26 protein-coding genes are annotated in these 25,877 nt (G+C 66.9%); 13 read left to right on the top strand and 13 right to left on the bottom strand.

The window, feature by feature from the left end; genetic code table 11:
- Positions 1-35: 35 nt before the first annotated feature.
- Both EV667_RS13005 and EV667_RS13010 read right to left on the bottom strand, forming a co-directional pair.
- Positions 36-638: an exopolysaccharide biosynthesis protein gene (locus EV667_RS13005; RefSeq protein ID WP_207907746.1), complete on the bottom strand. Its 603-nt coding sequence runs from the start codon at positions 636-638 to the stop codon at positions 36-38.
- Between the two features lie 122 nt (positions 639-760).
- Positions 761-1,105, bottom strand: a complete 345-nt coding sequence (locus EV667_RS13010) for an usg protein (protein ID WP_131835751.1) — start codon at positions 1,103-1,105, stop codon at positions 761-763.
- Positions 1,106-1,410: 305 nt separating this feature from the next.
- Between EV667_RS13010 and groES the strand changes: the two genes are divergently transcribed.
- The 3 genes from groES to EV667_RS13025 all read left to right on the top strand — a co-directional run bounded on the left by groES (position 1,411) and on the right by EV667_RS13025 (position 4,536).
- Positions 1,411-1,725, top strand: coding sequence for a co-chaperone GroES (gene groES / locus EV667_RS13015; protein WP_131835752.1), 315 nt, complete (start codon positions 1,411-1,413; stop codon positions 1,723-1,725).
- A 46-nt stretch (positions 1,726-1,771) separates the two neighbouring features.
- Positions 1,772-3,418: a chaperonin GroEL gene (groL, locus tag EV667_RS13020; RefSeq protein WP_131835753.1), complete on the top strand. Its 1,647-nt coding sequence runs from the start codon at positions 1,772-1,774 to the stop codon at positions 3,416-3,418.
- Positions 3,419-3,738: 320 nt separating this feature from the next.
- A complete protein-coding gene (locus EV667_RS13025; protein ID WP_131835754.1) occupies positions 3,739-4,536 on the top strand; it encodes an outer membrane protein in 798 nt (265 codons plus the stop codon).
- A 123-nt stretch (positions 4,537-4,659) separates the two neighbouring features.
- On the opposite strand, the gene EV667_RS13030 is transcribed toward EV667_RS13025, so the two are convergent.
- The 4 genes from EV667_RS13030 to EV667_RS13045 are packed head-to-tail and all read right to left on the bottom strand — an operon-like array spanning position 4,660 to position 8,411.
- A complete protein-coding gene (locus EV667_RS13030; RefSeq protein ID WP_245516134.1) occupies positions 4,660-5,310 on the bottom strand; it encodes an ABC-type transport auxiliary lipoprotein family protein in 651 nt (216 codons plus the stop codon).
- Between the two features lie 57 nt (positions 5,311-5,367).
- The gene (locus tag EV667_RS13035; RefSeq protein WP_131835755.1) at positions 5,368-6,414 is read right to left on the bottom strand and encodes an MlaD family protein; all 1,047 of its coding nucleotides are present in this window, start codon (positions 6,412-6,414) and stop codon (positions 5,368-5,370) included.
- A 7-nt stretch (positions 6,415-6,421) separates the two neighbouring features.
- Positions 6,422-7,255, bottom strand: a complete 834-nt coding sequence (locus EV667_RS13040; protein ID WP_131835756.1) for an ABC transporter ATP-binding protein — start codon at positions 7,253-7,255, stop codon at positions 6,422-6,424.
- Positions 7,256-7,262: 7 nt separating this feature from the next.
- Positions 7,263-8,411 (bottom strand): ABC transporter permease, encoded by a 1,149-nt coding sequence (locus EV667_RS13045; protein ID WP_131835757.1) that lies wholly within the window; start codon positions 8,409-8,411, stop codon positions 7,263-7,265.
- Positions 8,412-8,649: 238 nt separating this feature from the next.
- Between EV667_RS13045 and dgcA the strand changes: the two genes are divergently transcribed.
- Positions 8,650-9,627, top strand: a complete 978-nt coding sequence (dgcA, locus tag EV667_RS13050) for an N-acetyl-D-Glu racemase DgcA (protein ID WP_131835758.1) — start codon at positions 8,650-8,652, stop codon at positions 9,625-9,627.
- On the opposite strand, the gene EV667_RS13055 is transcribed toward dgcA, so the two are convergent.
- Positions 9,597-10,772 (bottom strand): MFS transporter, encoded by a 1,176-nt coding sequence (locus EV667_RS13055; RefSeq protein ID WP_131835759.1) that lies wholly within the window; start codon positions 10,770-10,772, stop codon positions 9,597-9,599. The genes dgcA and EV667_RS13055 overlap by 31 nt on opposite strands.
- Positions 10,773-10,861: 89 nt before the next feature.
- Positions 10,862-11,668 carry a bifunctional hydroxymethylpyrimidine kinase/phosphomethylpyrimidine kinase gene (gene thiD, locus EV667_RS13060; RefSeq protein WP_131835760.1) on the bottom strand — a complete coding sequence of 269 codons (807 nt, stop codon included), beginning with the start codon at positions 11,666-11,668 and terminating at the stop codon, positions 10,862-10,864.
- 307 nt (positions 11,669-11,975) lie between these two features.
- Here thiD and EV667_RS13065 point away from each other — a divergent pair, with 307 nt between their 5' ends.
- A complete protein-coding gene (locus EV667_RS13065) occupies positions 11,976-12,212 on the top strand; it encodes an Lrp/AsnC ligand binding domain-containing protein (protein WP_018391378.1) in 237 nt (78 codons plus the stop codon).
- Between the two features lie 4 nt (positions 12,213-12,216).
- On the opposite strand, the gene EV667_RS13070 is transcribed toward EV667_RS13065, so the two are convergent.
- From EV667_RS13070 to EV667_RS13080, 3 genes are read right to left on the bottom strand one after another with little or no spacing between them, the layout of a single operon-like run.
- Positions 12,217-13,143 (bottom strand): DMT family transporter, encoded by a 927-nt coding sequence (locus tag EV667_RS13070; protein ID WP_131835761.1) that lies wholly within the window; start codon positions 13,141-13,143, stop codon positions 12,217-12,219.
- A gap of 56 nt (positions 13,144-13,199) precedes the next feature.
- A complete protein-coding gene (locus tag EV667_RS13075; RefSeq protein ID WP_245516135.1) occupies positions 13,200-13,910 on the bottom strand; it encodes a cytochrome b/b6 domain-containing protein in 711 nt (236 codons plus the stop codon).
- Positions 13,907-14,353 (bottom strand): c-type cytochrome, encoded by a 447-nt coding sequence (locus EV667_RS13080; protein ID WP_131835763.1) that lies wholly within the window; start codon positions 14,351-14,353, stop codon positions 13,907-13,909. Before EV667_RS13080 ends, EV667_RS13075 begins: the two co-directional genes overlap by 4 nt.
- Before the next feature lie 223 nt (positions 14,354-14,576).
- On the opposite strand from EV667_RS13080, the gene EV667_RS13085 reads away from it, so the two are divergent.
- From EV667_RS13085 to EV667_RS13100, 4 genes are all read left to right on the top strand, one after another.
- Complete coding sequence (locus EV667_RS13085; RefSeq protein WP_131835764.1) at positions 14,577-15,392, top strand: universal stress protein; 816 nt, start codon at positions 14,577-14,579, stop codon at positions 15,390-15,392.
- A 169-nt stretch (positions 15,393-15,561) separates the two neighbouring features.
- Positions 15,562-16,164: a LysE family translocator gene (locus tag EV667_RS13090; protein WP_131835765.1), complete on the top strand. Its 603-nt coding sequence runs from the start codon at positions 15,562-15,564 to the stop codon at positions 16,162-16,164.
- Positions 16,165-16,234: 70 nt separating this feature from the next.
- Positions 16,235-17,092, top strand: a complete 858-nt coding sequence (locus tag EV667_RS13095) for a UDP-2,3-diacylglucosamine diphosphatase (RefSeq protein WP_131835766.1) — start codon at positions 16,235-16,237, stop codon at positions 17,090-17,092.
- The gene (locus EV667_RS13100) at positions 17,092-18,144 is read left to right on the top strand and encodes a glycosyltransferase family 4 protein (protein WP_131835767.1); all 1,053 of its coding nucleotides are present in this window, start codon (positions 17,092-17,094) and stop codon (positions 18,142-18,144) included. The genes EV667_RS13095 and EV667_RS13100 overlap by 1 nt, the downstream gene beginning before the upstream one ends.
- 80 nt (positions 18,145-18,224) lie before the next feature.
- Here EV667_RS13100 and EV667_RS13105 read toward each other — a convergent pair whose 3' ends face one another.
- Complete coding sequence (locus EV667_RS13105) at positions 18,225-19,214, bottom strand: threonine ammonia-lyase (protein WP_131835768.1); 990 nt, start codon at positions 19,212-19,214, stop codon at positions 18,225-18,227.
- A 144-nt stretch (positions 19,215-19,358) separates the two neighbouring features.
- Here EV667_RS13105 and EV667_RS13110 point away from each other — a divergent pair, with 144 nt between their 5' ends.
- Positions 19,359-19,979 (top strand): helix-turn-helix domain-containing protein, encoded by a 621-nt coding sequence (locus EV667_RS13110; RefSeq protein WP_131835769.1) that lies wholly within the window; start codon positions 19,359-19,361, stop codon positions 19,977-19,979.
- Positions 19,980-20,040: 61 nt separating this feature from the next.
- Here the strand turns inward: EV667_RS13110 and EV667_RS13115 are convergent, their stop codons facing one another.
- Positions 20,041-22,257 carry an esterase-like activity of phytase family protein gene (locus EV667_RS13115; RefSeq protein WP_131835770.1) on the bottom strand — a complete coding sequence of 739 codons (2,217 nt, stop codon included), beginning with the start codon at positions 22,255-22,257 and terminating at the stop codon, positions 20,041-20,043.
- Between the two features lie 361 nt (positions 22,258-22,618).
- Between EV667_RS13115 and EV667_RS13120 the strand changes: the two genes are divergently transcribed.
- The 3 genes from EV667_RS13120 (at position 22,619) to EV667_RS13130 (ending at position 25,876) form a co-directional block, all read left to right on the top strand.
- A complete protein-coding gene (locus EV667_RS13120; RefSeq protein ID WP_131835771.1) occupies positions 22,619-23,758 on the top strand; it encodes a TRAP transporter substrate-binding protein in 1,140 nt (379 codons plus the stop codon).
- 160 nt (positions 23,759-23,918) lie between these two features.
- The gene (locus tag EV667_RS13125; protein WP_131835772.1) at positions 23,919-24,548 is read left to right on the top strand and encodes a TRAP transporter small permease subunit; all 630 of its coding nucleotides are present in this window, start codon (positions 23,919-23,921) and stop codon (positions 24,546-24,548) included.
- A complete protein-coding gene (locus EV667_RS13130; protein WP_131835773.1) occupies positions 24,548-25,876 on the top strand; it encodes a TRAP transporter large permease in 1,329 nt (442 codons plus the stop codon). The genes EV667_RS13125 and EV667_RS13130 overlap by 1 nt, the downstream gene beginning before the upstream one ends.
- The last annotated feature ends 1 nt before the right edge of the window (position 25,877 follow it).

Below are 25,877 nucleotides of genomic sequence, written 5' to 3' on the forward strand. Positions count from 1 at the left end.
GGAGCGGGACGATGCGCTTTGGCGCGGTGGTGGGATCAGATCACCGCCAGCGCGCCCTGGAACAGCAGCCAGCTCAGAAGGCCCATCACGCCGAAGCTGACCAGCGTCGCCACGACGCCGGCAAGGATGAAAACGCCGTCGCGTTCCACCAGACCGAGACCGAGAATCACCACGGCGATGCCGGGCGGCAGATTGCCGAAGATCGGGATCGGCAGCAGAAGGAGCAGGCCAAGCACCACGACCAGCCCGCCGAGCACGAAGCGTGCCGAGGGCGAGGAGAAATAGGGCAGGCGCGGGCGCGAATAGCCCTCGAAGCGGCGGATCAGCTTCAGCGAGCCGTTGACGATCTTCTCCAGCAGCCCGCGCGAAAGGGTGCGGTTGGCCAGCCAGCGCGGTAGCCACAGCTCGTCGCGCCCCATCACCATCTGTCCGCCGACAAGGCAGAGCAGGATGCCGCAGATGACCGGCAGGCCCGGCGGCATCGGCAGACAGTTTGGCAGGCCCAGCAGCAGGATGGACAGACCGAAAGCGCGGTTGCGCAGCGCGTGCACGATCTCGCCCACGCCGATGCGTTCCGCCGAATGGGCGGTGACGATCGCCGAGAGCAATTCCGACGTGCGCGGAGAACGATGATCCACCGGCGTGACCAGCTGCCTGACTTCCCTGGGACGCCGGATCGGCCTCCCTCGCCCGCTCATAGCACGTCGCACGCGGCAAGAAGAGGGCGGCACGCTCAAAAGACGCGGCAGGCCCGCGCGCCTCAGTTCAGCCGGAACTCATCGTCCACGCGGCGCAATTCGGCCGGGCCGATCAGCCGCGAATGCGCCACCCGCACCGAATGCAGCGGGCCTTCCAGCTCGCGCTTCCAGAAGGCGAGGAAGCGGTTCAGCTCCGGGAAATGCGGGCACAGATCATAGTGCTGCCAGAGAAAGGTCTGCAGAATTCCCGGATGATCGGGCATCCGGTAAAGAATCTGCGCGGTGGTGAGGCCGTAGCCCTCCAGCTGCCGGCGGAAATCCGGCGACACGCGCCCGCCCGAACCCGCGCCCTCCCCCGCCGCCTGCCGCGACGGCCCACTACGCGACGACACCCCATGATCGGTCATGCGGACGCTCCTTTCGTGACTAAAGAGGAGTGTGGGGCCGCCGCCGGCTTCCGGCAAGGCTAAAAATTCCAATACTTGTTTACTATCAATATATTAGCAGCATATATGGCAGAGTGCTGACAGGAACGCGGCCGCAGCGTTGGCACTCCCTCTCCCAGACTGCCAGTTTTTTGCCGCCCGCACCTTGCGCCCCCTATCCCCGGCGCCTAGATGTCGCACGGCACTGCGAGATACCCCCAGCTGGCCATCCGGCTGGGCGGGCGCAGGTGCAGGATCAAACGATCGTTCACGATTGGAGAGAGCCGATGAAGTTCCGTCCCCTGCATGACCGGGTCGTGGTCAAGCGTATCGATGCGGAAGAGAAGACCGCGGGCGGCATCATCATTCCCGACACTGCCAAGGAAAAGCCCTCGCAGGGCGAAGCCATCGCCGTGGGCCCCGGCGCCCGCGACGAGGCCGGCAAGCTGGTCCCGCTCGACGTGAAGGCTGGCGACCGGGTGCTGTTCGGCAAGTGGTCGGGCACTGAAGTCAAGATCGATGGCGTCGACTACCTCATCATGAAGGAGTCCGACATCCTCGGCGTGCTCGACGGCGCCTCGTCGGCCAAGAAAGCCGCCTGAGGCAGCCTCTCACGCTGCTCGCAACGCATTACCGGAGTAAAAGAACATGTCTGCCAAGGAAGTTAAGTTCGCTGGCGAGGCGCGCGAGAAGATGCTGCGCGGCGTCGACATTCTCGCCAACGCCGTCAAGGTCACGCTGGGTCCCAAGGGCCGCAACGTGGTGATCGAGAAGAGCTACGGCGCCCCCCGCATCACCAAGGACGGCGTCACCGTCGCCAAGGAAATCGAGCTCGAAGACAAGTTCGAGAACATGGGCGCGCAGATGGTGCGCGAAGTGGCCTCGAAGTCCAACGACCTCGCCGGCGACGGCACCACCACCGCCACCGTGCTGGCCCAGGCCATTGTCCGCGAAGGCGCCAAGTCGGTTGCCGCCGGCATGAACCCGATGGACCTCAAGCGCGGCATCGACCTCGCCGTCGAAGCCATCGTCGCCGATCTCAAGAAGAACGCCCGCAAGGTGACGTCCAACGCCGAGATCGCCCAGGTCGGGACCATCTCCGCCAATGGCGATGCCGAAATCGGCAAGTACCTCGCCGAGGCGATGCAGAAGGTCGGCAACGAGGGTGTCATCACCGTCGAGGAAGCCAAGACCGCCGACACCGAGCTCGACGTCGTCGAAGGCATGCAGTTCGATCGCGGCTATCTCTCGCCCTACTTCATCACCAATGCCGAGAAGATGCGGGTCGAGTTCGAGGACCCCTATATCCTCATCCACGAGAAGAAGCTCTCGGGCCTGCAGGAACTGCTGCCCGTGCTCGAAGCCGTGGTGCAGACCTCCAAGCCGCTGCTGATCATCGCCGAGGACATTGAGGGCGAGGCGCTCGCCACCCTCGTGGTCAACAAGCTGCGCGGCGGCCTCAAGGTCGCAGCCGTCAAGGCGCCCGGCTTCGGCGATCGCCGCAAGGCCATGCTGCAGGACATCGCCATCCTGACCGGCGGCACCGCCATCTCCGACGATCTCGGCATCAAGCTCGACACCGTGACGCTCGCCATGCTCGGCCGCGCCAAGAAGGTGGTGCTTGAGAAGGAGAACACCACGATCATCGACGGCGCTGGCGCCAAGAAGGAGATCGAGGACCGCGTTTCGCAGATCAAGGCGCAGATCGAGGAGACCACCTCGGACTACGACCGCGAGAAGCTCCAGGAGCGCCTGGCCAAGCTCGCCGGCGGCGTCGCGGTGATCCGCGTCGGCGGCGCGACCGAGGTCGAGGTCAAGGAGAAGAAGGACCGCGTCGACGACGCGCTGCACGCCACGCGCGCGGCCGTTGAAGAAGGCGTGCTGCCGGGCGGCGGCGTCGCCCTCCTGCGCGCCATCAAGTCGCTGGACGCCGTCGTCACCGCCAATCCCGACCAGAAGACCGGCGTCGACATCGTCCGCAAGGCCGTGCAGTACCCGGCGCGCCAGATCGCCAGCAATGCCGGCGAAGACGGCTCGCTGATCGTCGGCCGCATCCTTGAGAAGAACGACTACGCCTTCGGCTTCAACGCCCAGACCGGCGAGTATGTCGACATGTACAAGGCCGGCGTCATTGACCCGGCCAAGGTGCTGCGCTCGGCGATCCAGAACGCGGCCTCCGTGGCCTCGCTGCTGATCACCACCGAAGCGATGATCGCCGACGTCCCCAAGAAGGGCGGCGCGGCCCCGGCCATGCCGGGCGGCGGCATGGGCGGCATGGGCGGCATGGACTTCTGAGGAAGTCCGTTCGCCCCCGCTTCCGCGGGCATCGATCGCTAAAGCGATTTCGGGAGGGCGCGGCGCAAGCCGCGCCCTTTTTGCTGCCGAGCGCCGGTCACGCTTGAGGACGCTCCGCCCGTCTTTCGCGCAGCACGGCTATGGTTCCAGCACCTTTCACGGCTAATTGCCCATGAAATGGCATCGAAAAGGTATCATAAAACTACATCTGTTGCATTTTGGCTGCACCGCCCAGAACAACGCTTGGGGTAGCCCACCACAGCCGAACTCTTAGCCGGGAATGTCATTATGCAGACAGTACGCTTACCTGGAGAACATCAATGAACCGCTCGCTGCTTCTTGGCGCGACTGCCCTGCTCTTCACCGGCACCGCCAGCCTTGCCGCCGACATGCCCTATCCCGTCAAGGCCGAGCCGGTCGCGGTTTTCGTCCCGGCCTTCTCCTGGACCGGCCTCTATCTCGGCGGCAACGCCGGCTATGCCTGGGGTGAATCCAAGGCGACCGACGTGCTGTTCTTCGACAGCATCGGCGGCACCTACACCCCCGGCGGTCTCTATGCCGGCAACGACGTGAACTTTGGCAATATGGACGGCTGGGTTGCCGGTGGCCAGATCGGCTACAACTTCCAGCTTGAGAACAACGTCGTCGTCGGCGTTGAGGCCGACTTCCAGTGGACTGGCGCCGAGGAAGGCCTCGCCTTCTACGCCACCCCGGAAGGCCCCTACTACCAGACCAGCGCTGAGCTTGAGTGGTTCGGCACCGTGCGCGCCCGCCTCGGCTACGCCTTCGACCGCCTGCTCGTCTACGGCACCGGCGGCTTCGCCTATGGCAAGGTCAGCAGCACCACCACCGTCATGGGTCTCGACGGCGGCGGCGCTCCGGACTTCACCACGGCGGCCTCCGGCTCGCATGACAACATCAACACCGGCTGGACCCTTGGCGGCGGCGTCGAATATGCGCTGACCGACAACTGGATCCTGCGCGCCGAATACCTCTATGTCGATCTCGGCAGCACCGACGTGACGACCTATCTCGCCGGCGCCCCCGGCAGCTTCATCAGCGCCGAAGCCGATCTGACCAGCAACATCGTCCGCGCCGCGATCAGCTACAAGTTCTGATCCGCGCCTGCTGACAAAACGGAAAAGCCCGGCGCGAGCCGGGCTTTTTTTGTGTCTTGCGAAGGGGTCAACCGAACGCGGGAACAGGACGCGTCAACAGCGGCGCGACGCCCACGTACTGCGTCAGAAGCGGCTGGACGCCCAGCGCACCAGTTGCACGAACACCTCGTCCGAAGCCCGGTCCAGTGCCGCCGTGGCGTCCGGCCCGCTGGTGGAAGTGGCCGGAGCGCGGGCGGTGAAAACCTGCGCGGCGACGATGCGGCCCGAACTGGCCCCGACGATCTTGACCGACACCTCGACCACCGCCACCGGCCCGCCCTCATAGGTGCGGATGCCGAAAGCGCGCAGGTCCGAGAGCAGCATGTAGTCGGCGCTCAGCCCCTCGCCGGCCCGGCCGACCGAGCGGGCGCGGTTGCCGTTCTCGAAGGATTCGATCAGCCGCGCCTGGAACAGCGCCGGCAGCCGGTCGCTCCACTGCGCCTGGTCGAGATAGGTGATCTGCCCGGGCTGCGGCTCGACGACGATCCGCTCGGTGTCGAGCACCGCCAGCGCGCTGGGCGGGCCCACCACGAGAAGGCCGGTTCCCCGGCGGGGGGCGCTGAAATCCGCCGGCGCGCTCAGATCGAAGGTCGGCACGGCCTTGTCGCCGCCCGATAGCAGCGTGCCGCAGCCCCCGAGCATGAGGGCCAGCGCCGCCACGCCCAGCGCGCCGGCAACCTTGCGCCCAGGATGGCGCGGCTCGGTCGAGTTGCCGCCTGTGTCGTCAAAGGTCACGCGAACGCCCCTGCCCCCGTCGGCCGACTGAAATTCCATCATATGGCGCCCCATCGCCTAGCGCCCATTGTAGCTCGGTACGTTCGACCCGCCAAAGATGAACTGGCGCGGGTTGCGCTCGAAATTCCTGAAAACGCGCTCGATCTCGCCAAGCGTGCGCCGCCCGTCCACCGCCAGCGCCTCGTATTGCCGCAGGCCCGGCCCGGCGAACTTGTTGAGATTGGCCGTCAGCTCGGCCGTGCGGGTGTCGAGATTGGCGGCAAGCTTGCGCACTTCGGCAGCGGCGCCCGAAATCTCGTTGAACATGCCCTTGCCCTCCTCGCTCGTGGTCATCGAATCCACATTGTCGAGGATGACGTTGACCTTGCCGGCCATGGCGTCGAGCTGGGCGGTGAAGCCGCTGATGTCATTGATCGTGTTGCTGATTTTTCCAGGATCGACAGCCACGACGAGTTTGTCGAGGTTTTCAGCCAGCGAGGTGATGCGCTTGGCGGCACCGCCCATTTCCTTGAGGAATGTGTCGATATTGCCGGAGTTCTCGCCCAGCGCCGCAGTGAACTTGTCGACATTGTCGATGACCGAGGAAATCTTGGCGTCGTTGGCCTTGATCAGGTCGTCGACCCGGATAGCGATGTCGTTGACCCGCCCCAGCACGTCGCGGGCGGTGCGCATCAGGTCCTGCACCGCGGAGGTATCGGCCTCGATGCGCGGAAGCTGACCTTCCGGCGGCGCCGGCAGCGGCGCGGCCTGCGTCGAGCCGCCGACAAGGCCGACCGAGGCAAGGCCGGTGAGCAGCTGCGAATCGAGGGTGGCGCGGGTGTCGGATTTGACCGGCGTGGTCGGCTGCACCGCGATACGGGCGATCACCTTGCGCGGGTCCTGGACGTCGAGGCGCAGCGCCGTGACCTCGCCGACCGGAATGCCGTTGAACGTGACGGCGGAACCCGTCTGCAGCCCGCTCACCACGCCGCTGAACACGACATCATAGGAGGTGCGCGGCCCGCGATTGGCCGATCCGGTGAACCACCAGACGAAGGCGAAGCCCGCCGCCACGATGGCGAGGGTGAACAGCCCGATGATCGTATAGTTGGCGCGTGTCTCCATGGTGTCCTCAGCGCGCCCCTTCGGATCCGAAGCCGGCGGCGCGCGCCCGCTTGCCGTGAAAATAGGCCGAAACCCAGGGATGTTTCGACGCCAGCATGGTTTCAATCGGCCCGACGGCGATGACCTTGCCGTCGGCAAGTGCCGCGATGCGATCGCATACCGTATGCAGGCTGTCCAGATCGTGGGTTACCATGAATACCGTCAGCCCCAAAGTCTGCTGCAGGGTCGCGATCAATTCATCGAATTCGCCCGCGCCGATCGGGTCGAGGCCCGAAGTCGGCTCGTCGAGGAACAGGATTTCCGGGTCGAGCGCCAGAGCGCGGGCCAGCGCCACGCGCTTGATCATGCCGCCGGAGAGTTCGGAAGGCGCCTTCTCGGAAACATCCGGGGCGAGGCCGACCATTTCCAGCTTGGCGATGGTCAGTTCGTCCATCAGCCCCTGCGACAGGTCGAGATATTCGCGCATCGGGAACTGGATATTCTGCCGCACGCTGAGCGAGGAGAACAGAGCCCCCTGCTGAAACAGCACGCCCCAGCGCTGCTCCAGCGCCCGGCGTCCTGCATAGGTCAGCCCGTCGAGGTCCTGGCCGAACACCGCCACTGTGCCCGCGCGCTTGGGCACCAGCCCCAGAATGGTGCGGGTCAGGACAGACTTGCCGCCGCCCGAGGCGCCGACGAATCCGAGGATCTCGCCGCGCATCACGTCGAGCGAGAGCCCGTCGAGAATGGTCCGCTCGCCAAACGCCACCACGAGGTCGCGCACATGGATGATCGGCTCCCCGGGAGCGACTTCGGGGACAGCCGGGCTGTCGGCGTGTCGCGCTGCGGTTTCGGTGCTCACCGGCGCCTCACATGTCGATCGCGGCGAAGAACATGGCGAACAGCCCGTCCACCACGATCACCAGGAAGATCGCCTTCACCACCGAGGCGGTGGTGTGGGCGCCGAGGGATTCCGCGCTGCCGCCGACCCGCATGCCTTCCATGCAGGCGATGAGGCCGATGATCGCCGCCATGAACGGCGCCTTGATCATGCCGACCTCGAAGGTGTTGAGGGCGATGGCCTCCTGCAGCCGGGCGATGAAGATCGTCGGCGAGATGTCGCCATAGAGCCACGCCACCAGCCCGCCGCCAAACAGCGCGCACATGTTACCGATGAAGGTGAGCAGCGGCACGGCGATGATCAGCGCCACCAGACGGGGCAGCACCAGAACCTCGTTGGGATCGACCCCCATCACCCGCAGCGCGTCGACTTCCTCGCGCATGCGCATGGAGCCGAGTTCCGCCGTGAAGGCGCTGCCGGAGCGGCCCGCCACCATGATCGAGACGATCAGCACGCCGAGCTCGCGCAGGGTCAGGATGCCGACCATGTCGACGACATAGGTCGTCGCGCCGAATTTGCGGAAATGGAAGATGCCCTGCTGCGCGATGATGCAGCCGATGAGGAAGGTGATCAGCGCCACGATCGGCACCGCCCGCAGCCCTGCGCGCTCCAGATGATAGATCATCGAGGTGAAGCGGAAGGTGTGCGGGCGCACGAGCACACGCAGGAAGGCCAGCACCAGCGCGCCGATGAAGGACAGCAGCGCCAGCCCGTCCTCCGCCATGGACGCGGACGTCTTGCCGACGAGTTGGATACCGCCCAGCACCGGGTTCACATGGCGCAGGCGCGACGGGTTCTGGTGGCTGCCCTTGACGATGTCATCGAGAAGTGGCCGGAAACGGCGCTCAAGCCCGACGATCTGGACGCGGATATCGGCCTTGTCGAGGGATTGCAGCAGGCGGTCGAGCACCACGGCGCCAAGCGTGTCGAAGCTGCGCACGCCGGAAAGGTCGATCCGGGCCGTCTCGCCTGCCCCGGCACCGACTTCCACCAGAGCGGCGTCCACGCTGCCCTCCAACGCGCGCCCCTGCCCGGCCACCCAGCGACCATTGCCCACGAACACGAGTTCGCGGCCATTGCGGGCGGTGGCCAGAAGCGGCGCTTCAGCAGCTCCCAAGATGACCTCTCCTGCGGGCACGACCACCCTCCGGCCGCGACGCCGATACGAATTCGCACTGAACTACTTAGCGTTGGGGCCTGCGGACGTCGAGAGAGCCGTCCGGCGATTCCGGTCAATGACGTGACATCGCCGGCGTAATCACCGGCACTGTGCTTTCAATGCGACGCCCCGCCGGCGCAAGCGGGCCTTATGCTGGCCCCTCGACACGATTCCCACGTGACCGGCGGCCTGGCCCATGACCGAACTCATCATCACCTCGGAACGCTTTCCGATCCGCGGCCGCTTCACCATCGCCCGTGGCTCCAAGACCGAGGCCGCCGTCGTCACCGTCGAGCTCCGGGATGGCGCTTATGTCGGGCGTGGCGAATGCGTGCCCTATGGCCGCTACGGCGAGAGCGTGGAGGGGGTCGTCGATCAGCTCGCCGCGCTGGAAAAGCTGATCGCCGAGGGGCTCCGGCGCGAGGATCTGATGACGCTTCTGCCGCCGGGGGCGGCGCGCAACGCGCTCGACTGCGCGATGTGGGACATCGAGGCCAAGCGCGCCCGGATGCGCGTCCATGAAATGGCCGGCCTGCCGGCGCCGCAGCCGGTCGTCACCGCCTACACGCTGAGCCTCGACACGCCGGAGGCGATGGCGCAGGCGGCCCGCGAGGCCGGGCATGAGTTGCTCAAGCTCAAGCTCGGCGCGGAGGGCGACCTTGCCCGCCTCACCGCCATCCGCGCGGCGGTGCCGCAGGCGCGGCTCATCGTCGATGCCAATGAGGGCTGGTCGGCGGACAATCTCGTGGCGCATCTGGCCGCCTGCGCCGAAGTGGGGGTCGAACTGGTCGAGCAGCCGCTTCCGGCCGACGACGACGCGCTCCTCGCGCAGATCGCCCGCCCGGTGCCGGTCTGCGCCGACGAGAGCGCGCACGGGCTCGACAGTCTCGACACGCTGGCCGGGCGCTACGATGCGCTCAACATCAAGCTCGACAAGACCGGCGGGCTGACCGAAGCGATTATGCTGGCCCGCGCGGCGCAGGCGGCCGGGCTCGACATCATGGTCGGCTGCATGGTCGGCACGTCGCTGGCCATGGCGCCGGCGCTGCTGCTGACGCCGCTGGCGCGCTTCGTCGATCTCGACGGCCCGCTGCTGCTCGCCGCAGACCGTAGCCCCGCGCTGCGCTATGAGGGCAGCGTCGTCTACCCGCCCGAACCCGCGCTCTGGGGCTGACGCAACCGCCCGGCAATCAGCGCGAGCGTCGTTCCCGCCAGAGCCAGCCCGGCCGAGGCGAGGAAGGCTCCCGGGCCAAAGGACTGCCACAGCGGACCGGCGGCGAGCGTCGCGCCGGCCATGGCGATCGCCGTTGCCCACGCTGCCAGCGCCTGCACGCTTGCCCCCCGCCCGGGCGGGGCATGGCGGGCGACGAGTTCCACCGTGCCGAGATAGGTGCAGCCGAAGGTGAGCGCATGCAGCGGCTGCAGCAGCAGAAGCAGCAGCAGCGGCGGGTCGAGCGCCATGACCCCGAAGCGCAGCACGCCGGCGAGCCCGCCGATCAGCAGCAGCTTTTCCGGCCCCAGCCGCCGCGTCACACGCGTGCCGGAATGGAACAGCACCACCTCAGCCAGCACGCCGAGCGACCAGAGCAGGCCGATCACCGACGTGGAAAGCCCGCTGCCCTGCCACATCAGCGAGGCGAAGGCGTAGAGCACGGCGTGCGAGCCCTGCACCAGTGCCGCCGCCGCAAGGCCGACCAGCAGCACCGGCGCCATGCCGGCGAGCGTGGGGCGGCGCACCGCCGTCTCGTGCGGCGCCGGCCGGGCCTCCTTCAGCGTCGCCCCCGCCAGTGCCGCCGCGACGCTCGCCCCGGCGATGAGCCAGATCACCGTGTCGGCCGGCACCTTCACGAGAAACACGCCGCCGAGCAGCGCGCCCGCCAGCAGATTGCCGCCGATGAAGGCCATGGAGCCCCACAGCCGCACCCGGCCATAGTCGATCAGCCCCTCGCGCCGGCGCGCCACCGCATAGGCGTCGAGCACCGGCAGGCTCGGCTGCCAGAATACGGCGGCGAGCCCCAGCCCGATCAGGATAAAGGTCATGCTTGGCGCCAGCGCGATCCCGGCAAAGCAGAGCGCCGTGGCGGCGGCGTAGACGATCAGCGTCGCGCGGGGGCGTCCGCTGCGGTCGGCGAGCAGGCCGCCGAGCGGCATGGTGACGAGCCGCACCACCTGCGGCACGGCCAGCGCCAACGCGATCATCGACGCATCGAAGCCGCGCCCTTCCAGCCAGACCGGAAAGAACGGCATGAACACGCCGATGCCGAAGAACAGCCCGGCATAGACGGCGGCGATGGCGTGGCGCGGGGCAATGAGGGGCACGAGGCGGCTCGCAGCGAGGGCTGCTTCGCTTAGCAGGCCCGGCGACCGGGCGCGAGCGCGTTACGCGCCACCGACCCGCAGGACTCCGCTCACCACCAGGCGTGGAAGTGATGCACCGGCCCGTGGCCCTGCCCGATAGCGAGCTCTTCCGAGCGCGCCAGCGCCCGCGTGAGATATTCCTTCGCCGCTTCCACCGCCGCGCGCAGGCCGAGGCCCTTCGCCAGCCCGGCGGTGATGGCGGAGGAAAGCGTGCAGCCGGTGCCATGGGTGTTGCGGGTGACGAGGCGCGGCGCGGAAAGTTCGAGGAAGCCGTCGGCATCGAGCAGCACGTCGATGCTGTCCGGCCCCTCGCCATGGCCGCCCTTGATCAGCACCGCGCGGGGCCCCATCGCGAGCAGAAGCTGCGCCTGCGCCCGCACGCTGGCGATATCCTCCGCCGGCGCCGCGTCGAGCAGCGCGGCGGCCTCCGGCAGGTTCGGGGTGATCAGCAGCGCCTGCGGCAACAATTCGCGGCGCAGCGTCTCGATCGCCTCCGGCACCAGAAGCCGGTCGCCGGAGGCGGCGATCATCACCGGATCGAGCACCACCGTTTCCATGCCGTGGCGCTTGAGGCCCGAGGCCACTTCCAGGATCGCCTCGGGGCGCGAGAGCATGCCGATCTTCACGGCATTGACTGCGAGGTCGGAGAGCACGGCGTCGATCTGCGCGGCGATGAAGGCGGGCGGAACGTCGTGAATCGCGGTGACGCCGCGCGTGTTCTGCGCGGTCAGCGCGGTGATGACGCTGGCGCCGTAGACCCCAAGCGCGGAAAAGGTCTTGAGATCGGCCTGGATGCCGGCGCCGCCGCCGGAATCCGAGCCTGCCATCGTCACCGCGATCGGTGTGGAGCCTGCCATGCTACGCCTCCCTCGCCGTCGAGAGCCGGAAGCGTCGCCCCTCGGGGAAAATCGCCCCGAATGCGCGCGATCCGTTCCCTCCGCCGGCATGACCCGGATCAGGTTCGTGGGTTGGCGGCGCCCCCTGCGGCACGCCTGAACCTCTCAGCCCGGAGGGCTTGCGCGCCTTGGGCACCCCAACGTGATCGTCCCCGCGAGATAGGCGAGGACACGGGCGCGCGCAAGGCTTCGTCGCGCCACGGGGGTTGCGCCGTCTTCCACCTTCTGGTCCATATCGGCCTCCCCCGACCCAAGCTGGAATGCCGCGATGGTTCCCTTCTTCATGCAGATCAAATGTCAGCTCGGCCGCGCCTATGAAGTGGCGAACGCCATCGCCGACGCCGAGATCGCCTCCGAAATCTATTCCACCGCTGGCGAGTTCGACCTGCTGGTGAAGTTCTATGTGCCGGAGGGCACCGATATCGGCCATTTCGTCAACGAGAAGGTGCAGCTCTTCCCCGGCATCCAGGACACCCGCACCCTCATCACCTTCAAGGCGTTCTGAGCCCTCACGGGGTCGGCGCGGCGGGCGGCGTGGTCGCCGCCTCCTCCCGCGTCCGGTCGATGCCGAGCTGGCGCTCGCGCCAGATGACGAACAGACCGGCGACGATGACAATCGCGCCGCCGACCAGCACCAGCAGCGGCGGAATCTCGGCGAACAGGATGAAGCCGAGCAGCAGCGACCACAGCATGCCGGAATAGGCGAAAGGCGCCACCACCGAGGCCGGGGCGTAGCGATAGCTTTCGGTCAGCAGGATCTGGCCGACCCCGCCGAGGAAGCCGATCGTCAGCAGCAGCGCCCCCTCGTACCCGCTTGGCAGCACCCAGCCCCAGCCGGCGGTGGCAAGGCCGGCAAGGGCGGCCAGCGCCTGGAAATAGAACACGATGGCGGCGGTGGTCTCGGTCTGGGTGAGACGGCGCACCTGCACCATCGCCCCGGCGGTGAAGGCCGCCGCCATCAGGGCGTAGAGCGCGCCGAACATATGGCCCGGCGTGTCGAAGGAGCCGTGCATGTGCGGCCACAGCATCACCACCACGCCGCCCAGCCCCACAATCACCGCCGCCCAGCGAAAGATCTGCACCCGCTCGCGCAGCAGCAGAGCGGCCAGCATGACAGTCAGCAGCGGCGCGGCGAAGCCGATGGCCGTGGCATCCGCCAGCGGAATGCGCGCCAGCGCCGCGAAGCTCAGCCCCATGGCGCAGACGCCGATGGTGCCGCGGGCGATGTGGCCGAGCGGATTATCCGTCCGCACCGCCGCACCGATCTCGCCGCGCCAGGCGAGCAGCGCCAGCAGCGGAAACAGCGCGAAGAACGAGCGCGAGAAGACGATCTCGCCGGTCGGAACGTGATCCGAGACGATACGGACGAGGGCGGACATGATGGTGAAGAGGAACGTCGCGCCGATCTGCAGCGCGATGCCCTTGAGCGCGTTCATGGGGCCGCCATGGAGCACGGTTCCTACCCCCCGGCAAGCCGGCCGAAGGTGTTATTTCACGGGAAGGGATGACCTCCCGCCAGCGCGATACCGCCGAACACGACGAGGATGGCGAGCACGAGGCACGCGAGCGCCAGCCCCACCCCGCCCGGCGTCGCCGGGGCGCGATCGACATAGGTGGCCGCCGGCTTGGTGCCGGTGATCATGGCGCGGATCAGATTGTCCCGGCCGAACAGCGAATAGGCGAGATTGACCAGCACATGTAGCCCGATCAGCCCCAGCAGAAACGGGTAGAGCCGGTGGTGCCACGTGGAGGCGCTGCGGATGGTCTCGTCGCTGACCACGTTCGTCATCGGGCCATAGACGATGATGTCGTCGCTGGTGAACAGGCCGGTGAGCCCCTGCGCCGCCACCAGCGCCAGCAGCGCCATCACCACCCAGCCGCCGAGCGGATTATGGCCGAGAAAGTGCTGCGGGCGCCCTTTGAGCAGGCTCGCGGCATAGCGCAGACCCGCCGCCGGGCCGCGAAGGAAGCCGGCAAAGCGCGCGGTCGAACCGCCGACCACCCCCCACAGCACGCGGAACACCACCACCACCAGAATGGCGAGGCCGTTCCATTGGTGCCAGACCAGGCCGACATCGCCGTAATAGCGGCTGACGAAGGCAAGCCCGACCAGCGCGGCGAGGCCCCATTTGGCCAGCCGGGTCGGCAAGTCCCACGCCAGCAGCGGCGCTGGCGCGGGAGACAGGAGAGACGCCTCGGTCAATTTTTCTGCCGGTAATTGTCGTGGCATCCGCCGCAATTGCGGATCACGCCGGGGAAGTTTGCCTTGAAGCTGGCCTCGTCGGTGATGGCCGCGCGCGCGCTCGCGGCATCGGTGCCGAGCTTGGCGAAGCGTGCGTCGAAATCCGCCGTGTTGGTCCAGATCGCCGGAAGCGCGTCGGTGTCGGAACCGGAACCGGAGCCCGCCGGGAACAGGGTTGGCAGCACCTTGGCGTCCTTCACATAGAGGTCCAACGCCGCCTGCACCTGTGCAAGGTCGAAGGGCACGCTGCCCCGCAGCATGCCTCCGACCGGCTTGGTCGCATCGCCGAACTGCTTGAGCAATGTCTGGCGTTCCTTCACCACATCGGCTTGGGCCACCGCCGCCGTTGCGGCAATGGCGGTGAGTATGCCGGCTGCAAGCGCAACCGTCAGGCGACGAACCATGAAATGCTCCCTCATTCACGCGCCGGAAAGGCGCGCGCGCCGCCCGAGCTTATTGCGCGTCGGACCGATGGCAATGATCCGCAGCTCGTGGTCGCGCGCTCGTGATGGCGGGACAAGCAGGCATGGCGGGCATGTAATGTTTCTTGCGGTTCGTGGTTTCCCGCATTTTCATTGGGCGGCGATAACCCTACGTCAGAACATCAGTCGTCAGGAGAGAAACGCCATGTCCATCCGTACCGTCCTGCTGCATGCCGCGCCTGATTCGGGCTTCAGCGATCGTCTGGCCTACGCCGCCGGGCTCGCGCGCCAGACCGGGGCACAACTCAAGGCGGTCTACACGCTTTACCCCGCCGGGGTTCCGCGCGTCGGGCGTGCGCTGTCGATCTATGTGAACGAGCTGGTGCGGGAGGCGAAGGAGAAGGAAACCACAATCAAGGCGCAGTTCGAGGCCGCCGTGGCGGAAGCCGGTGTGGTCGGCGTGTGGCAGATCATCGAAGGCGAGGTCACGGCCGCGCTCCGCGACGAGGTCACGTTCGCCGACGTTACCGTGGTCAGCGAGACGCGCTATGGCACGGTCGACGACGAACTCGCCGCCACCCTGCCCGAGCACCTAGCCCTCGCCTGCAACGGCCCGGTGATCGTGGTGCCGACGGGCAAGCCGGTGCCGGCCCGCATCGGCAAGGTGCTGGTGGCGTGGAAGCCCTCCCGCGAGGCTGGCCACGCCGTGCGTTTCGCGCTTCCCCTGATGGCCCTCGCCGACGAGGTGGAAGTGCTCACCGTCGAGGAGAGCAAGGTGGATGTCGCCGCCTCCGGCGCCAAGCTCGCCGCATATCTCTCGACCCACAGCGTCAATGCCCGGCACCGTCATGTCACGGACGGGCAGGCGGGCGACGTCATCGCGCAGGAAGCGCAGAAATTCGGCGCCGACCTGCTGGTGATGGGGCTCTACAGCCGCTCGCGACTGGCCGAGATGATCCTCGGCGGCGTCACCGCCTCGCTGCTGGTCGACCCGCCGGTGCCACTGTTCGTCGCCCATTAAGCGGCGGGGCACCGCGCCCTTCGTTTGCTCAGCCTAACCGCCGGTCCCGACGAGGGGCCGGCGGTTTTCGTTTCGTGCAAACGATAGGTGATTCTAGGTTGCGGGAAGGCCGCGCGCGCCCTAGCTCTGCGGCGCCGATCCGGCCCGCTGCCTGCCGAGGAAAAATCCGGTGCCGCTATCCTCCCAGTTCCTGCCGATGTTCCTGTTCGCGCTGGCCGGCGCGCTGACGCCGGGGCCGAACAACATGATCTCGGCGGGATCGGGCGCCGCCTTCGGCTTCCGCCGCACCCTGCCGCAGATATGGGGCGTCACGGTGGGCTTCGCGATCATGGTGGTGGCGATCGGCATGGGGCTCGGCACGCTGTTCCTCGCCATTCCCTACATGCACCAGACGCTGAAGATCGTCGGCTCGCTCTATCTGCTCTACCTCGCCTGGAAAATCGCCAATGCCGGCGGGCCGGGGGGCGGCACGACGGTCGAAAAGCCGATGACCCTGCTGCAATCGGCGCTGTTCCAGTGGGTGAACCCCAAGGCGTGGACCATCGCCCTCTCCATCGTGCCGGCCTTCACCACGGTGGGCGGTGACGACCTGTTCGCCGAAGTGGCGATGATCGCGCTGGTGTCCGGTCTCGTCACCTTCCCCAGCCTGTGCCTGTGGGCGGGGTTCGGCGCGCTGCTGGCCCGCCTGCTCTCGACCCCGCGCCAGCAGCGCCTCGTCAACTACGCGATGGCGGCGCTGGTGGCTTTGAGCGTGTTCATGCTCTTCCTCTGAAAGACGCGCCGGACGGTGCAGCGCAGCATCGTCATAAAAGCGTGATGCGACTCGGGCTTATGCTTTCCCCATGGAGACATTGCCCAGCCCGTTTGCGGGCCTGATCGAGGGGGCTTTCGAGGTGAACGACGCACCCGAGGCACACCGCTATCGCAGCCTGTTCCTGTCAGACGTCCATCTCGGCACCAAGGGCTGCCAGGCCGATCTTCTGCTGGATTTCCTGCGCTATCACGACGCGGACACCATCTATCTCGTCGGCGACATCGTCGATGGCTGGCGGCTGCGCTCGGGCTGGTACTGGCCGCAGGCGCATAATGACGTGGTGCAGAAGCTGCTGCGCAAGAGCCGCAAGGGCACCCGCATGGTCTATCTGCCGGGGAACCACGATGAATTCCTCCGCGATTATTACGGCAATCATTTCGGCGGCATCGAAGTGGTCGAGACGGCGATCCACGAAGGCGCCGACGGCAAGCGCTACCTCGTCATCCATGGCGACGTGTTCGACGTCGTGGTGCGCCACGCCCGCTGGCTCGCCTTCCTCGGCGATGGCGCCTACACCGCCGCGCTCGGTCTCAACACCTATCTCAACTGGGCCCGGCGCAAGCTCGGCTTTCCCTATTGGTCTCTGAGCCAGTGGGCCAAGCTGAAGGTCAAGAACGCGGTCAACTTCATCGGCCGCTTCGAGGAGGCGGTGGCCACCGAGGCCCGGCGCCACAAGGTGGACGGGGTGGTGTGCGGGCATATCCACCATGCGGTCATTCACGACAGCTTCGGCGTCGAATACATTAACTGCGGCGACTGGGTGGAAAGCTGCACGGCGATCGTCGAACATGCCGACGGGCGCTTCGAGCTGATCGACTGGGCGCGCCAGTCCCGGGCGCGGGTAAGCGCGCCGTTGCTGGTAGAGCCGCCGAGAGTCGCCGCCTGATGCACATTCTCATTGCGACCGATGCCTGGCTGCCGCAGGTCAACGGCGTCGTCCGCTCGCTGCAGAACACCTGCCGCGAGGCGGAAAAGCTCGGCGCGCGGATCGACTTCCTCACCCCCGCCGATTTTCGCACCCTGCCGATGCCGACCTATCCGGAAATCCGGCTGGCCCTGACGACGCCCGGCCGCGTCGCCCGCCGGATAAGCGAGAGCGGCGCCGACTATGTACACATCGCTACCGAGGGGCCGATCGGCATCATGGCGCGGCGCGCCTGCATCAAGCGCGGCCAGAGCTTCACCACCAGCTATCACACGCGCTTTCCCGAATATCTCTCGGCCCGCGCGCCGGTGCCGGAAGCGTTCTCCTATGCGTGGCTCCGGCGCTTCCACAATGCGGGAGCGGGCATGATGGTCTCCACCCCGACGCTGGAAGCGGAACTGCAGGGACGCGGCTTCCGCAACATCATGCGCTGGTCGCGCGGCGTCGACGCCGAACTGTTCCGCCCGCGCCCGGAAGCCGAGATGGACGCGCGTGTTGCCGCCCTGCCCCGCCCAATCTTCCTCTCGGTCGGCCGCGTGGCGGTGGAAAAGAACATTTCCGCCTTCCTCGACCTCGACCTGCCCGGCTCCAAGGTGGTGGTCGGCGAAGGCCCGGCCCGCGCCGAGCTTCAGGCCCGCCATCCCGACGTGCATTTCCTCGGCCTTAGGGAAGGCGAAGCGCTCGCGCGCATCTATGCGGCGGCGGATGTGTTCGTGTTTCCCAGCCTGACCGACACCTTCGGAATCGTGCTGCTGGAGGCTCTGGCCAGCGGCCTGCCGGTCGCCGCCTTCCCCGTCACCGGCCCGAAGGACGTGATCGGCGAGGCGGACCTTTCGGTCGGCGTGCTGGGCGGCGACCTTCGGCAGGCGGCACTTGCCGCGCTCGACATCGACAGGGAAGACTGCCGCACCTACGCGCTGCGCTTTTCCTGGCGGGCCTGCACCGAGCAGTTCCTGCACAATATCGCGCTCGCCCATGCCCGCGTCTCCGCGCCCCGGATGGCAGCGGGCTGAGCGGCGGGCGCAGGCACGCCGGGGTTGCCAACGCCCTGCAAGGGCAGGCTCCCCGGCCACGGCCGCGGATAGCGTCAGCCTCACGCCACCGCGAGGCAGCGGGCGAAGGTGGAAGCATCCACATTGCCGCCCGACAGCACGAGCACGGCCAGTTTGTCGGTGAGGTCGAGCTTTCCGGCGAGCACGGCGGCCAGCGTCACCGCCCCGCCGGGCTCGACGACGATCTTCAGTTCCTCGAAGGCAAACGCCACCGCCCGCGCCACTTCCTCGTCGGTGGCGGACACGCCCGCGCCGACGAGGCGGGACGAAATCTCGAAGGTCAGCCGCCCCGGCGTCGCCGCCAGCAGCGCGTCACAGATCGAGCCGGTCGCCTGGTTGTTGCGCTCGCGCCCGCCGGAGCGGAAGGAGCGGGCGTGATCGTCGAAACCGGCCGGCTCGGCGGTCATCACCTGCGCGTCGGGGAAATGGTGCTTAACTGCCAGCGCGATGCCGGAGACGAGGCCGCCGCCCGAGGCGTTCGCCACCACGAGATCGGGCGTGAGGCCGCGCGCCAGCAGGTCCTCGGCGATCTCCAGCCCCACCGTGCCCTGCCCGGCGATGATGTGGAAATCGTCATAGGGCGGCACGAAGACGGCGCCGCGCGCCCGCGCGATCTCGCCGGCAATGGCGTCGCGGTCCTCCGTCTCGCGGTCATACTCAACCACCTCGCCACCGAAGGCGATGGTGCGTGCCTTCTTCATCGCCGGCGCATCGCTCGGCATCACGATGACGGAGGGCATGCCCATCAGTGCCGCCGCCGCCGCGACACCCTGCGCGTGGTTTCCGGAGGAGCAGGCGACCACGCCGCCCTCCCGTTGCGAGTCGGGAAGGCGCGAAATGCGGTTATAGGCGCCGCGAAACTTGAACGAGCCGGTGCGCTGGAGCGCCTCCGGCTTAAGCAGCACACGCCCGCCAGTGATCGCGTCGAGGCGGGTGCTGGAGAGGAGCGGCGTGCGAACCGCCACGCCCGCGAGGCGTTCAGCGGCCGAAACGATGTCGTCAAAGGTGGGAAGGGCGTTGCTCTGCATCATGGGTCCAGCTTAGTCCGCCGACAGCACGCCTGCATGCGAATTCACCGTTATTCCGGCACCAATTTCCCCGATGCGGCCGGCACGCTTGCGCCGCCTCGGCGGCCCGACCTAAATACATGTCCCATAAGCCAAACAGGAGACGGCATGTCGGGCCGAACGCGCAGCCTCGATCGGGGCGACATGGATGCCGGCGCGCAGGCGATCACCGGCCAGCTTGGCCGCACCATCCAGCGCCTGCGCAAGGCCTACAACCTCTCGCTGTCCGAGCTTTCCGAGCAGTCCGGCGTCGCCAAGTCGATCATCAGCCAGATCGAGCGCAACGAGACCAACCCGACGCTCGCCACCGTCTGGCGGCTGTCGCAGGCGCTGGACATGTCGATCGACCGCTTCATGGCGGCCACCGATGACGAGCCCTTCGTCGAGCATCTCACCCGCGCCGACACGCCGATCCTCGTCTCCGAGGACGGCAAGTGCCGCCTCACCATCACCGGCTGGATTAAGACGGTGGAATGGCTGCAATGGTTCGATTTCGTCGCCGGGCCGGGCGGCGAGCTGATATCCGACGGCCACCAGCGCGGCTCGGTAGAATGCCTGTCCGTGCTCTCCGGCGAGCTTCAGGTGGAGTGCGGCGACGTGCTTGAAACCGCCCGCGCCGGAGAAACCCTCCGCTACCGCTGCGACCGCCGCCACGTCATCCGCAACCTCACAACCGAGCCCGCCCACGCCACCATGGTCTGCCTGCTCAAGGCGGCCGTGCTCGACTGACGCCCGGCAAAGCAAACGGGCGCCCGCAGGCGCCCGTCGCAAAATTCGGCAGTGCAGGTGATCAGTTCATCTTGCCAAGCGGGATGAACTGCGTCTCGCCGGAGGAACCGTCCACGCCGTCATTGTCGGTGACGATGAAGGCATTGCCGGCCGCGTCGATGGCGAAGCTCTCGACCTTGTCGAGCACATAGCCATTGGGCGCCTTGAGCAGCGGCAGCAAATCCTTCACCTCGCTCTTTTCCAGCGCCGGCGGGGCCGCCTCGCTGCCGAGCGGCGCCGGCTTCACATCCTTGAGCGAGACATAGACGAGCTTCTTGAGCGCCGCGTCCGCGCCGATGAGGTTGTCGCGCTCGATGACGATCAGCCCGTCCTTGTAGGGCGTCAGCTCGGACAGGCCGACCCAGCCCTTGGCGGGCGTGTCGAGCGGGTAGCGCACCGCGCCCCAGCCCTTGGTGGCGGGCGTGTAGGCGATGAGCTTGGCGAAACCCTTCGCGTCGTCCTTCCACTCGCGCTGGACGGCGATCCACACCGTCTCGTCCGCCCCCGAACCAATGACCGCGACACCCTCGAAGCCGAAGCGCCCGGCCTGCGCGGCCACCGCCTCGGGAAGGGCGATCTCTTCCGCGATCACTCCGTCGGCCCCGACGCGCAGCAAGAGGTTCTGCGTCGCCTTCTCCTTCTTCTCCGGATTGCCCTCGGAAACGACCCAGAAGCCGCCCTCGGGACGCACCGCGATGCCTTCAAGGTCGAGGCCCTTGGCCGGCGCGCCGTCCCGCGTCAGCACGGTGGCAGCGGTGATCTTCGCCGGCATGGCGGCGGCGTCGACGGTGAGAATGCGCGCCTGGGCGTAGGCGCTGTCGGTCACGGCATAGAGCTTGCCCGCTTCCTTGGCATCGGCCGCGAAGCCGGACAGCGCGGACCACCAGATCGGCAGGCCGTCCGGGCCGTCGACCGATTCGATGGTGGGATAGGCCGGCATGGCGCCGGGCTGGCGCTGATACAGGGTGACGACCGAACCGATGCCGCCATCCTCGCGGCCGTCGGTCTCGCTGGCGGTGACGAAGAGGTCGCGCTTGGGCAGGGCCACCAGCCCTTCCGGCCCGACGCCGGCCGGCAGCACCTGCAGGAATTCCGGCGCCTGCGCCCCGCCCTTGTCGCGATAGACGAAGACCAGCGAGCCACGCTCGGAGGCGACGAAGATCAAGCGGTCATCGCCGAAGGTCGCGACTTCCGCGCCCTCCATCTCGATGCCCTTCTTGTTGCGCTTGTCGGGATAGTGGCCGAGGCGCACCGCCATGTGCTCCGGCGCCGCGCCGCTCTCGAACAGCAGCTTGCCGGTCTTGTCGAAGATGGAAAAGCCGCGCGAACCGCCCTTCCAGTCGCCCTCATTGGCGATCACGAAGCGATCGTCGTCGATCCACTGCACGGTGTCGGGCTCGCGCGGCACTGCCTTCATCGAACCCGAGAGGTCGATGATGCCGTCCTTCTTGGTGTCGATCTTGTCGAGATCCACCGTGCCGGCGGGGAAATGCGCCAGGATCTTGCCGGTGGGCAGGTCCACCACCACGATGTGGTTGTTCTCCTGCAGCGTTACGACGACTTCGTTGCGGGAATTGATGTCGACATATTCCGCCTCCGGATCTTCCGAGCCGACGGCGGCGAGGCCGGTGAGGTCGATCACCTTCTTCGAGGCATCGACCACGCGGCCGTTCTTCACCTCGAAGGTGGTGAGGTTGCCGGCCGGCAGTTGCGGCAGCGCGCCGTCGTTGAGATCTTCGTCTCGCTCATTCTCGATGGCGATGGCGAGATAGCTGCCATCCGGGCTCTTGGTGATCGAATCCGGCTGGCCCCCAATGTCTATCTTCTCCTCCACCTTCCGGGTCGCAAGGTCGATCACGGCGAGATGGCCGGAGGGCTTGGCCTTTGATTCGGAGGTGTTGACGCCGACATAGGCCTTGGCGCCAATCACCACGGTCGTGGTCGGCTCGCCATCGAGGGCGATCACGCCAGCGGATTTCGGCATTGCAGGATCGGTGATGTCGATGAAGCCGATGCGCTGGCCGGGGCTGTCGCTGTAGATCAGCGTGTTGCCGTCCTCGGTAAAGGTGATGATCTCGGCGGCCGTCGATTTGGCAGGGTCGACGCCGGCGGGCAGGTTGTCGACCACGTTGAAGGTGGCGATGCGGTTGAACGGCGCGTCGGCCGCGAGGGCCGGTGACCCCAGGGCAACAAGAGCGAGCACGGCGGCGGAAGCGCTGGCGAGAAGCATCGGGCGCATGGAGGGGACTCCCATCAGGATGCGGGCGGACAGCCCGCGCTGCTGAGCGTTCAAGTCCCTGCCGATGACAGACGGATGACGAAGCGCAGAAGACGGACGGCAATTCATGGCGCCGCGTCTGGGATGGCTGGCGCGAGGGCTCGCATTCAGCCGCGCCTGCCCGAAAAAGCCTCTCGCCGCGCCAGATGAAGCCCTTACCGTCCGGCCTTCGACTTTCGGACGAGGGAATTCGGCCAAAAAGCCTGAAATTAGGGCTTGCACTCAACCCTGCGTCATCGTCTCCTTGGAGTATCGGGACAAGGCGCTGAAGCGCCGCCCGGCGGGCCCGACCCGCAAGGAAACGCCATAGGAGGAACCGCCCATGACCGACACGTCAGGGAAGAGCACGGACGCGCGTCAGGATGTCCGTACCAGCCGTCGCCGCTTCATCGCCACCGCCGCAGCGGCCGCCGCCGGCGTCACCATCGCCGCCCCGGCGGTCCATGCGCAGGCGCCCATCAAGCTGAAATTCCAGTCCACCTGGCCGAACAAGGACATCTTCCACGAGTTCGCCGGCGACTACGTCAAGCGCGTCAACGCCATGACCGGCGGGCGCGTCGAGCTGGAAATCCTGCCGGCCGGCTCGGTCGTCCCGGCCTTCCAGATGCTCGATGCCGTGTCGTCGGGCATTCTCGACGGCGGCCACGGCGTCGCCGCCTACTGGTACGGCAAGAGCAAGGCGTTCTCGCTGTTCGGCACGGCCCCGGCCTTCGGCTGGGACGCGGACGAGCTGCTCGGCTGGGTTCGCTACGGCGGCGGCCAGGAACTCTATGACGACCTGGTGCAGAACACGCTGAAGCTGAACGTTGTCGGCATGCTCACCGGCCCGATGCCCGGCCAGCCGCTTGGCTGGTTCAAGAAGGAAATCACCAGCGCCGACGACATGAAGGGCATGAAATACCGCACCGTCGGCCTCGGCGCGGACCTGTTCAAGGAGTTCGGCGCGGCGGTAACGATCGTGCCGGGAGGCGAAATCGTGCCGGCCATCGACCGCGGCCTGCTCGACGGTGCCGAGTTCAACAACCCCTCCTCCGACCTCATCCTCGGCTTCCCCGACGTGGCCAAGGTCTACATGCTCGGCAGCTACCATCAGGCGCTCGAATGCTTCGAGATCCTGTTCAACAAGACCAAGTTCGACGGCCTGCCGGCCGACGTGCAGGAAATCCTCAAGGGCGCGTCCGACGCTACCTCCGCCACCATGATGTGGAAGGCGCAGGACCGCTATTCCAAGGACCTCGCCGCTATCAAGGCGCGCGGCGTTAAGGTTATGCCGACGCCCAAGGCGGTGCTGGAAGCCCAGCTAAACGCCTGGGACACGGTGATCGCCAATCTCTCGGCCGATCCGGTGTTCAAGAAGGTCGTGGACAGCCAGAAGGAATGGGCCAAGCGCATCGTCGGCTTCCGCCTCGAATACGAGCCGGATTCGAAGTTCGCCTACGACCACTTCTTCAAGTCGGCCTGACCTCCTGTCGCGTGCACCCCTCTCCGGCGACGGAGAGGGGTTTTTCGTTTCGGTAGAGCATTTGCGATCCCCGCACCGGACGTGACGGCGTGGTGCGGCGGCGGTGCGACCGTGGCGGACGGCGCGTCATCCCTTGCCTTGCCCGAAGAGGCCCCTCTCCATGCAATCCATCCTACTCGGCGTCGACCGGCTGAACGGCCTCATCGGCAAGATTTTCGCCTGGTGCATCGTCATTCTCATGGCGGCCATCTGCTACGAGGTCTTCTGCCGCTACTGGCTGCGCGACCCCACCACCTGGGCCTATGATGTCAGCCTGATGCTCTATGGCGCGCTGTTCATGATGGCAGGCGCCTACACGCTCTCGCGCAACGGCCATGTCCGGGCCGACTTCCTGTACAGGAAGTGGCACCCGCGCACCCAGGCCAAGACCGATCTGGTTCTCTACTTCCTGTTCTATTTCCCCGGCATCCTGGCGCTGATCTATTCCGGCTGGGGCTATTTCTACCTCTCCTACCTGCTGAACGAGCATTCCTCCTTCAGCCCGGACGGGCCGGTGATCTGGCCGTTCAAGGCGCTGATCCCCATCACCGGCGTGATGATGCTGCTGCAGGGCTTGGTCGAGGTGGTGCGTTGCTGGATCTGCATCCGCGACGGCGACTGGCCGCAACGCCTGCAGGACGTGGAGGAGCTGGAGAAGGTCATTCTCGACGAGGCCGCCGCGAAAGCCGCCGAGGAAGAGGCCCGGCTCAATGCCGTCGAGCGCGAATCCACCACGCGGGGGTCCCTGTGATGTTTCTTTCCGATCCCGCGCTCGGCATCCTGATGCTGGTCGTTTTCCTTATTCTGTTGATGCTCGGCTTCCCCATCGCCTTCACCCTGATGGCGCTCGGCGTTGCCTTCGGCTACCTCTCGATCGGCGACGGAATCTTCCAGCTCTTCGTCCAGCGCACCTATTCGGTGATGGCGAACGACGTGCTCATCTCGATCCCGCTCTTCCTGTTCATGGGCTATGTGATCGAGCGGGCGAACATCCTCGACCGGCTGTTTCGCTCCATCCAGCTGGCGGCCGGTTGGATTCCCGGCTCGCTGGCGGTTGCCACCCTCATCACCTGCGCGTTGTTCGCCACCGCCACCGGCATTGTCGGCGCCGTGGTGACGCTGATGGGCCTGCTGGCTTTTCCGGCCATGCTGCGGGCGGGCTACGACACCAAGATCGCCTCGGGCGTGGTCTGCGCCGGCGGCTGTCTCGGCATCCTGCTCCCGCCGAGCGTCATGCTCATCCTCTACGGCGCCACTGCCGGCGTCTCGGTGGTGAAGCTCTACGCCGCCGCCTTCTTTCCGGGCCTCGCGCTGGCGGGCATGTACATCGCCTATGTGATCATCCGCGCCATGCTCAACCCCTCGCTGGCACCGAAGCTGCCCGCGGCGGAGCGCAACGTGCCGACGCTGACCATCGTCTGGGCGCTGCTGACCTCGTTCTTCCCGCTGGTCGCGCTGATCGTCTCGGTGCTCGGCTGCATCATCCTCGGCCTGGCAACCCCCTCGGAGGCTGCCGCCATCGGCGCGGCGGGCGCTATCCTGCTGGCGCTGGCCTACCGCACCTTCAGCATCGAGAAGCTGAAGGATTCGGTGTTCCTCACCGCCCGTGCCTCGGCGATGGTGTGCTGGCTGTTCGTGGGATCGGCGGTGTTCTCTGCGGTGTTCGCCCTGCTCGGCGGCCAGCGCGTGGTGGAAGAGTTCATCATGGGGCTGGACATCGGGCCGATTGGCTTCCTGATCCTCACCCAGATCATCATCTTCGTGCTGGGCTGGCCGCTGGAATGGACCGAGATCATCGTGATCTTCCTGCCCATCTTCCTGCCGCTGCTCGACCATTTCGGCATCGACCCGATCTTCTTCGGCGTGCTGGTGGCGCTGAACCTGCAGACCTCGTTCCTCTCCCCGCCTGTGGCCATGGCGCCGTTCTATTTGAAGGGCGTGGCACCCAAACATGTGACGATCGAAGAGATCTTCTCCGGCGTCATGCCCTTCATCTTCATCGTCATCTTCGCGATGATCCTGCTCTACACCTTCCCGGGCTTCGCGCTCTGGCTGCCCAACTATATCTACGGCGGCTGAG

The organism is Ancylobacter aquaticus (assembly GCF_004339465.1).
In the GTDB taxonomy this organism is placed as follows: domain Bacteria; phylum Pseudomonadota; class Alphaproteobacteria; order Rhizobiales; family Xanthobacteraceae; genus Ancylobacter; species Ancylobacter aquaticus.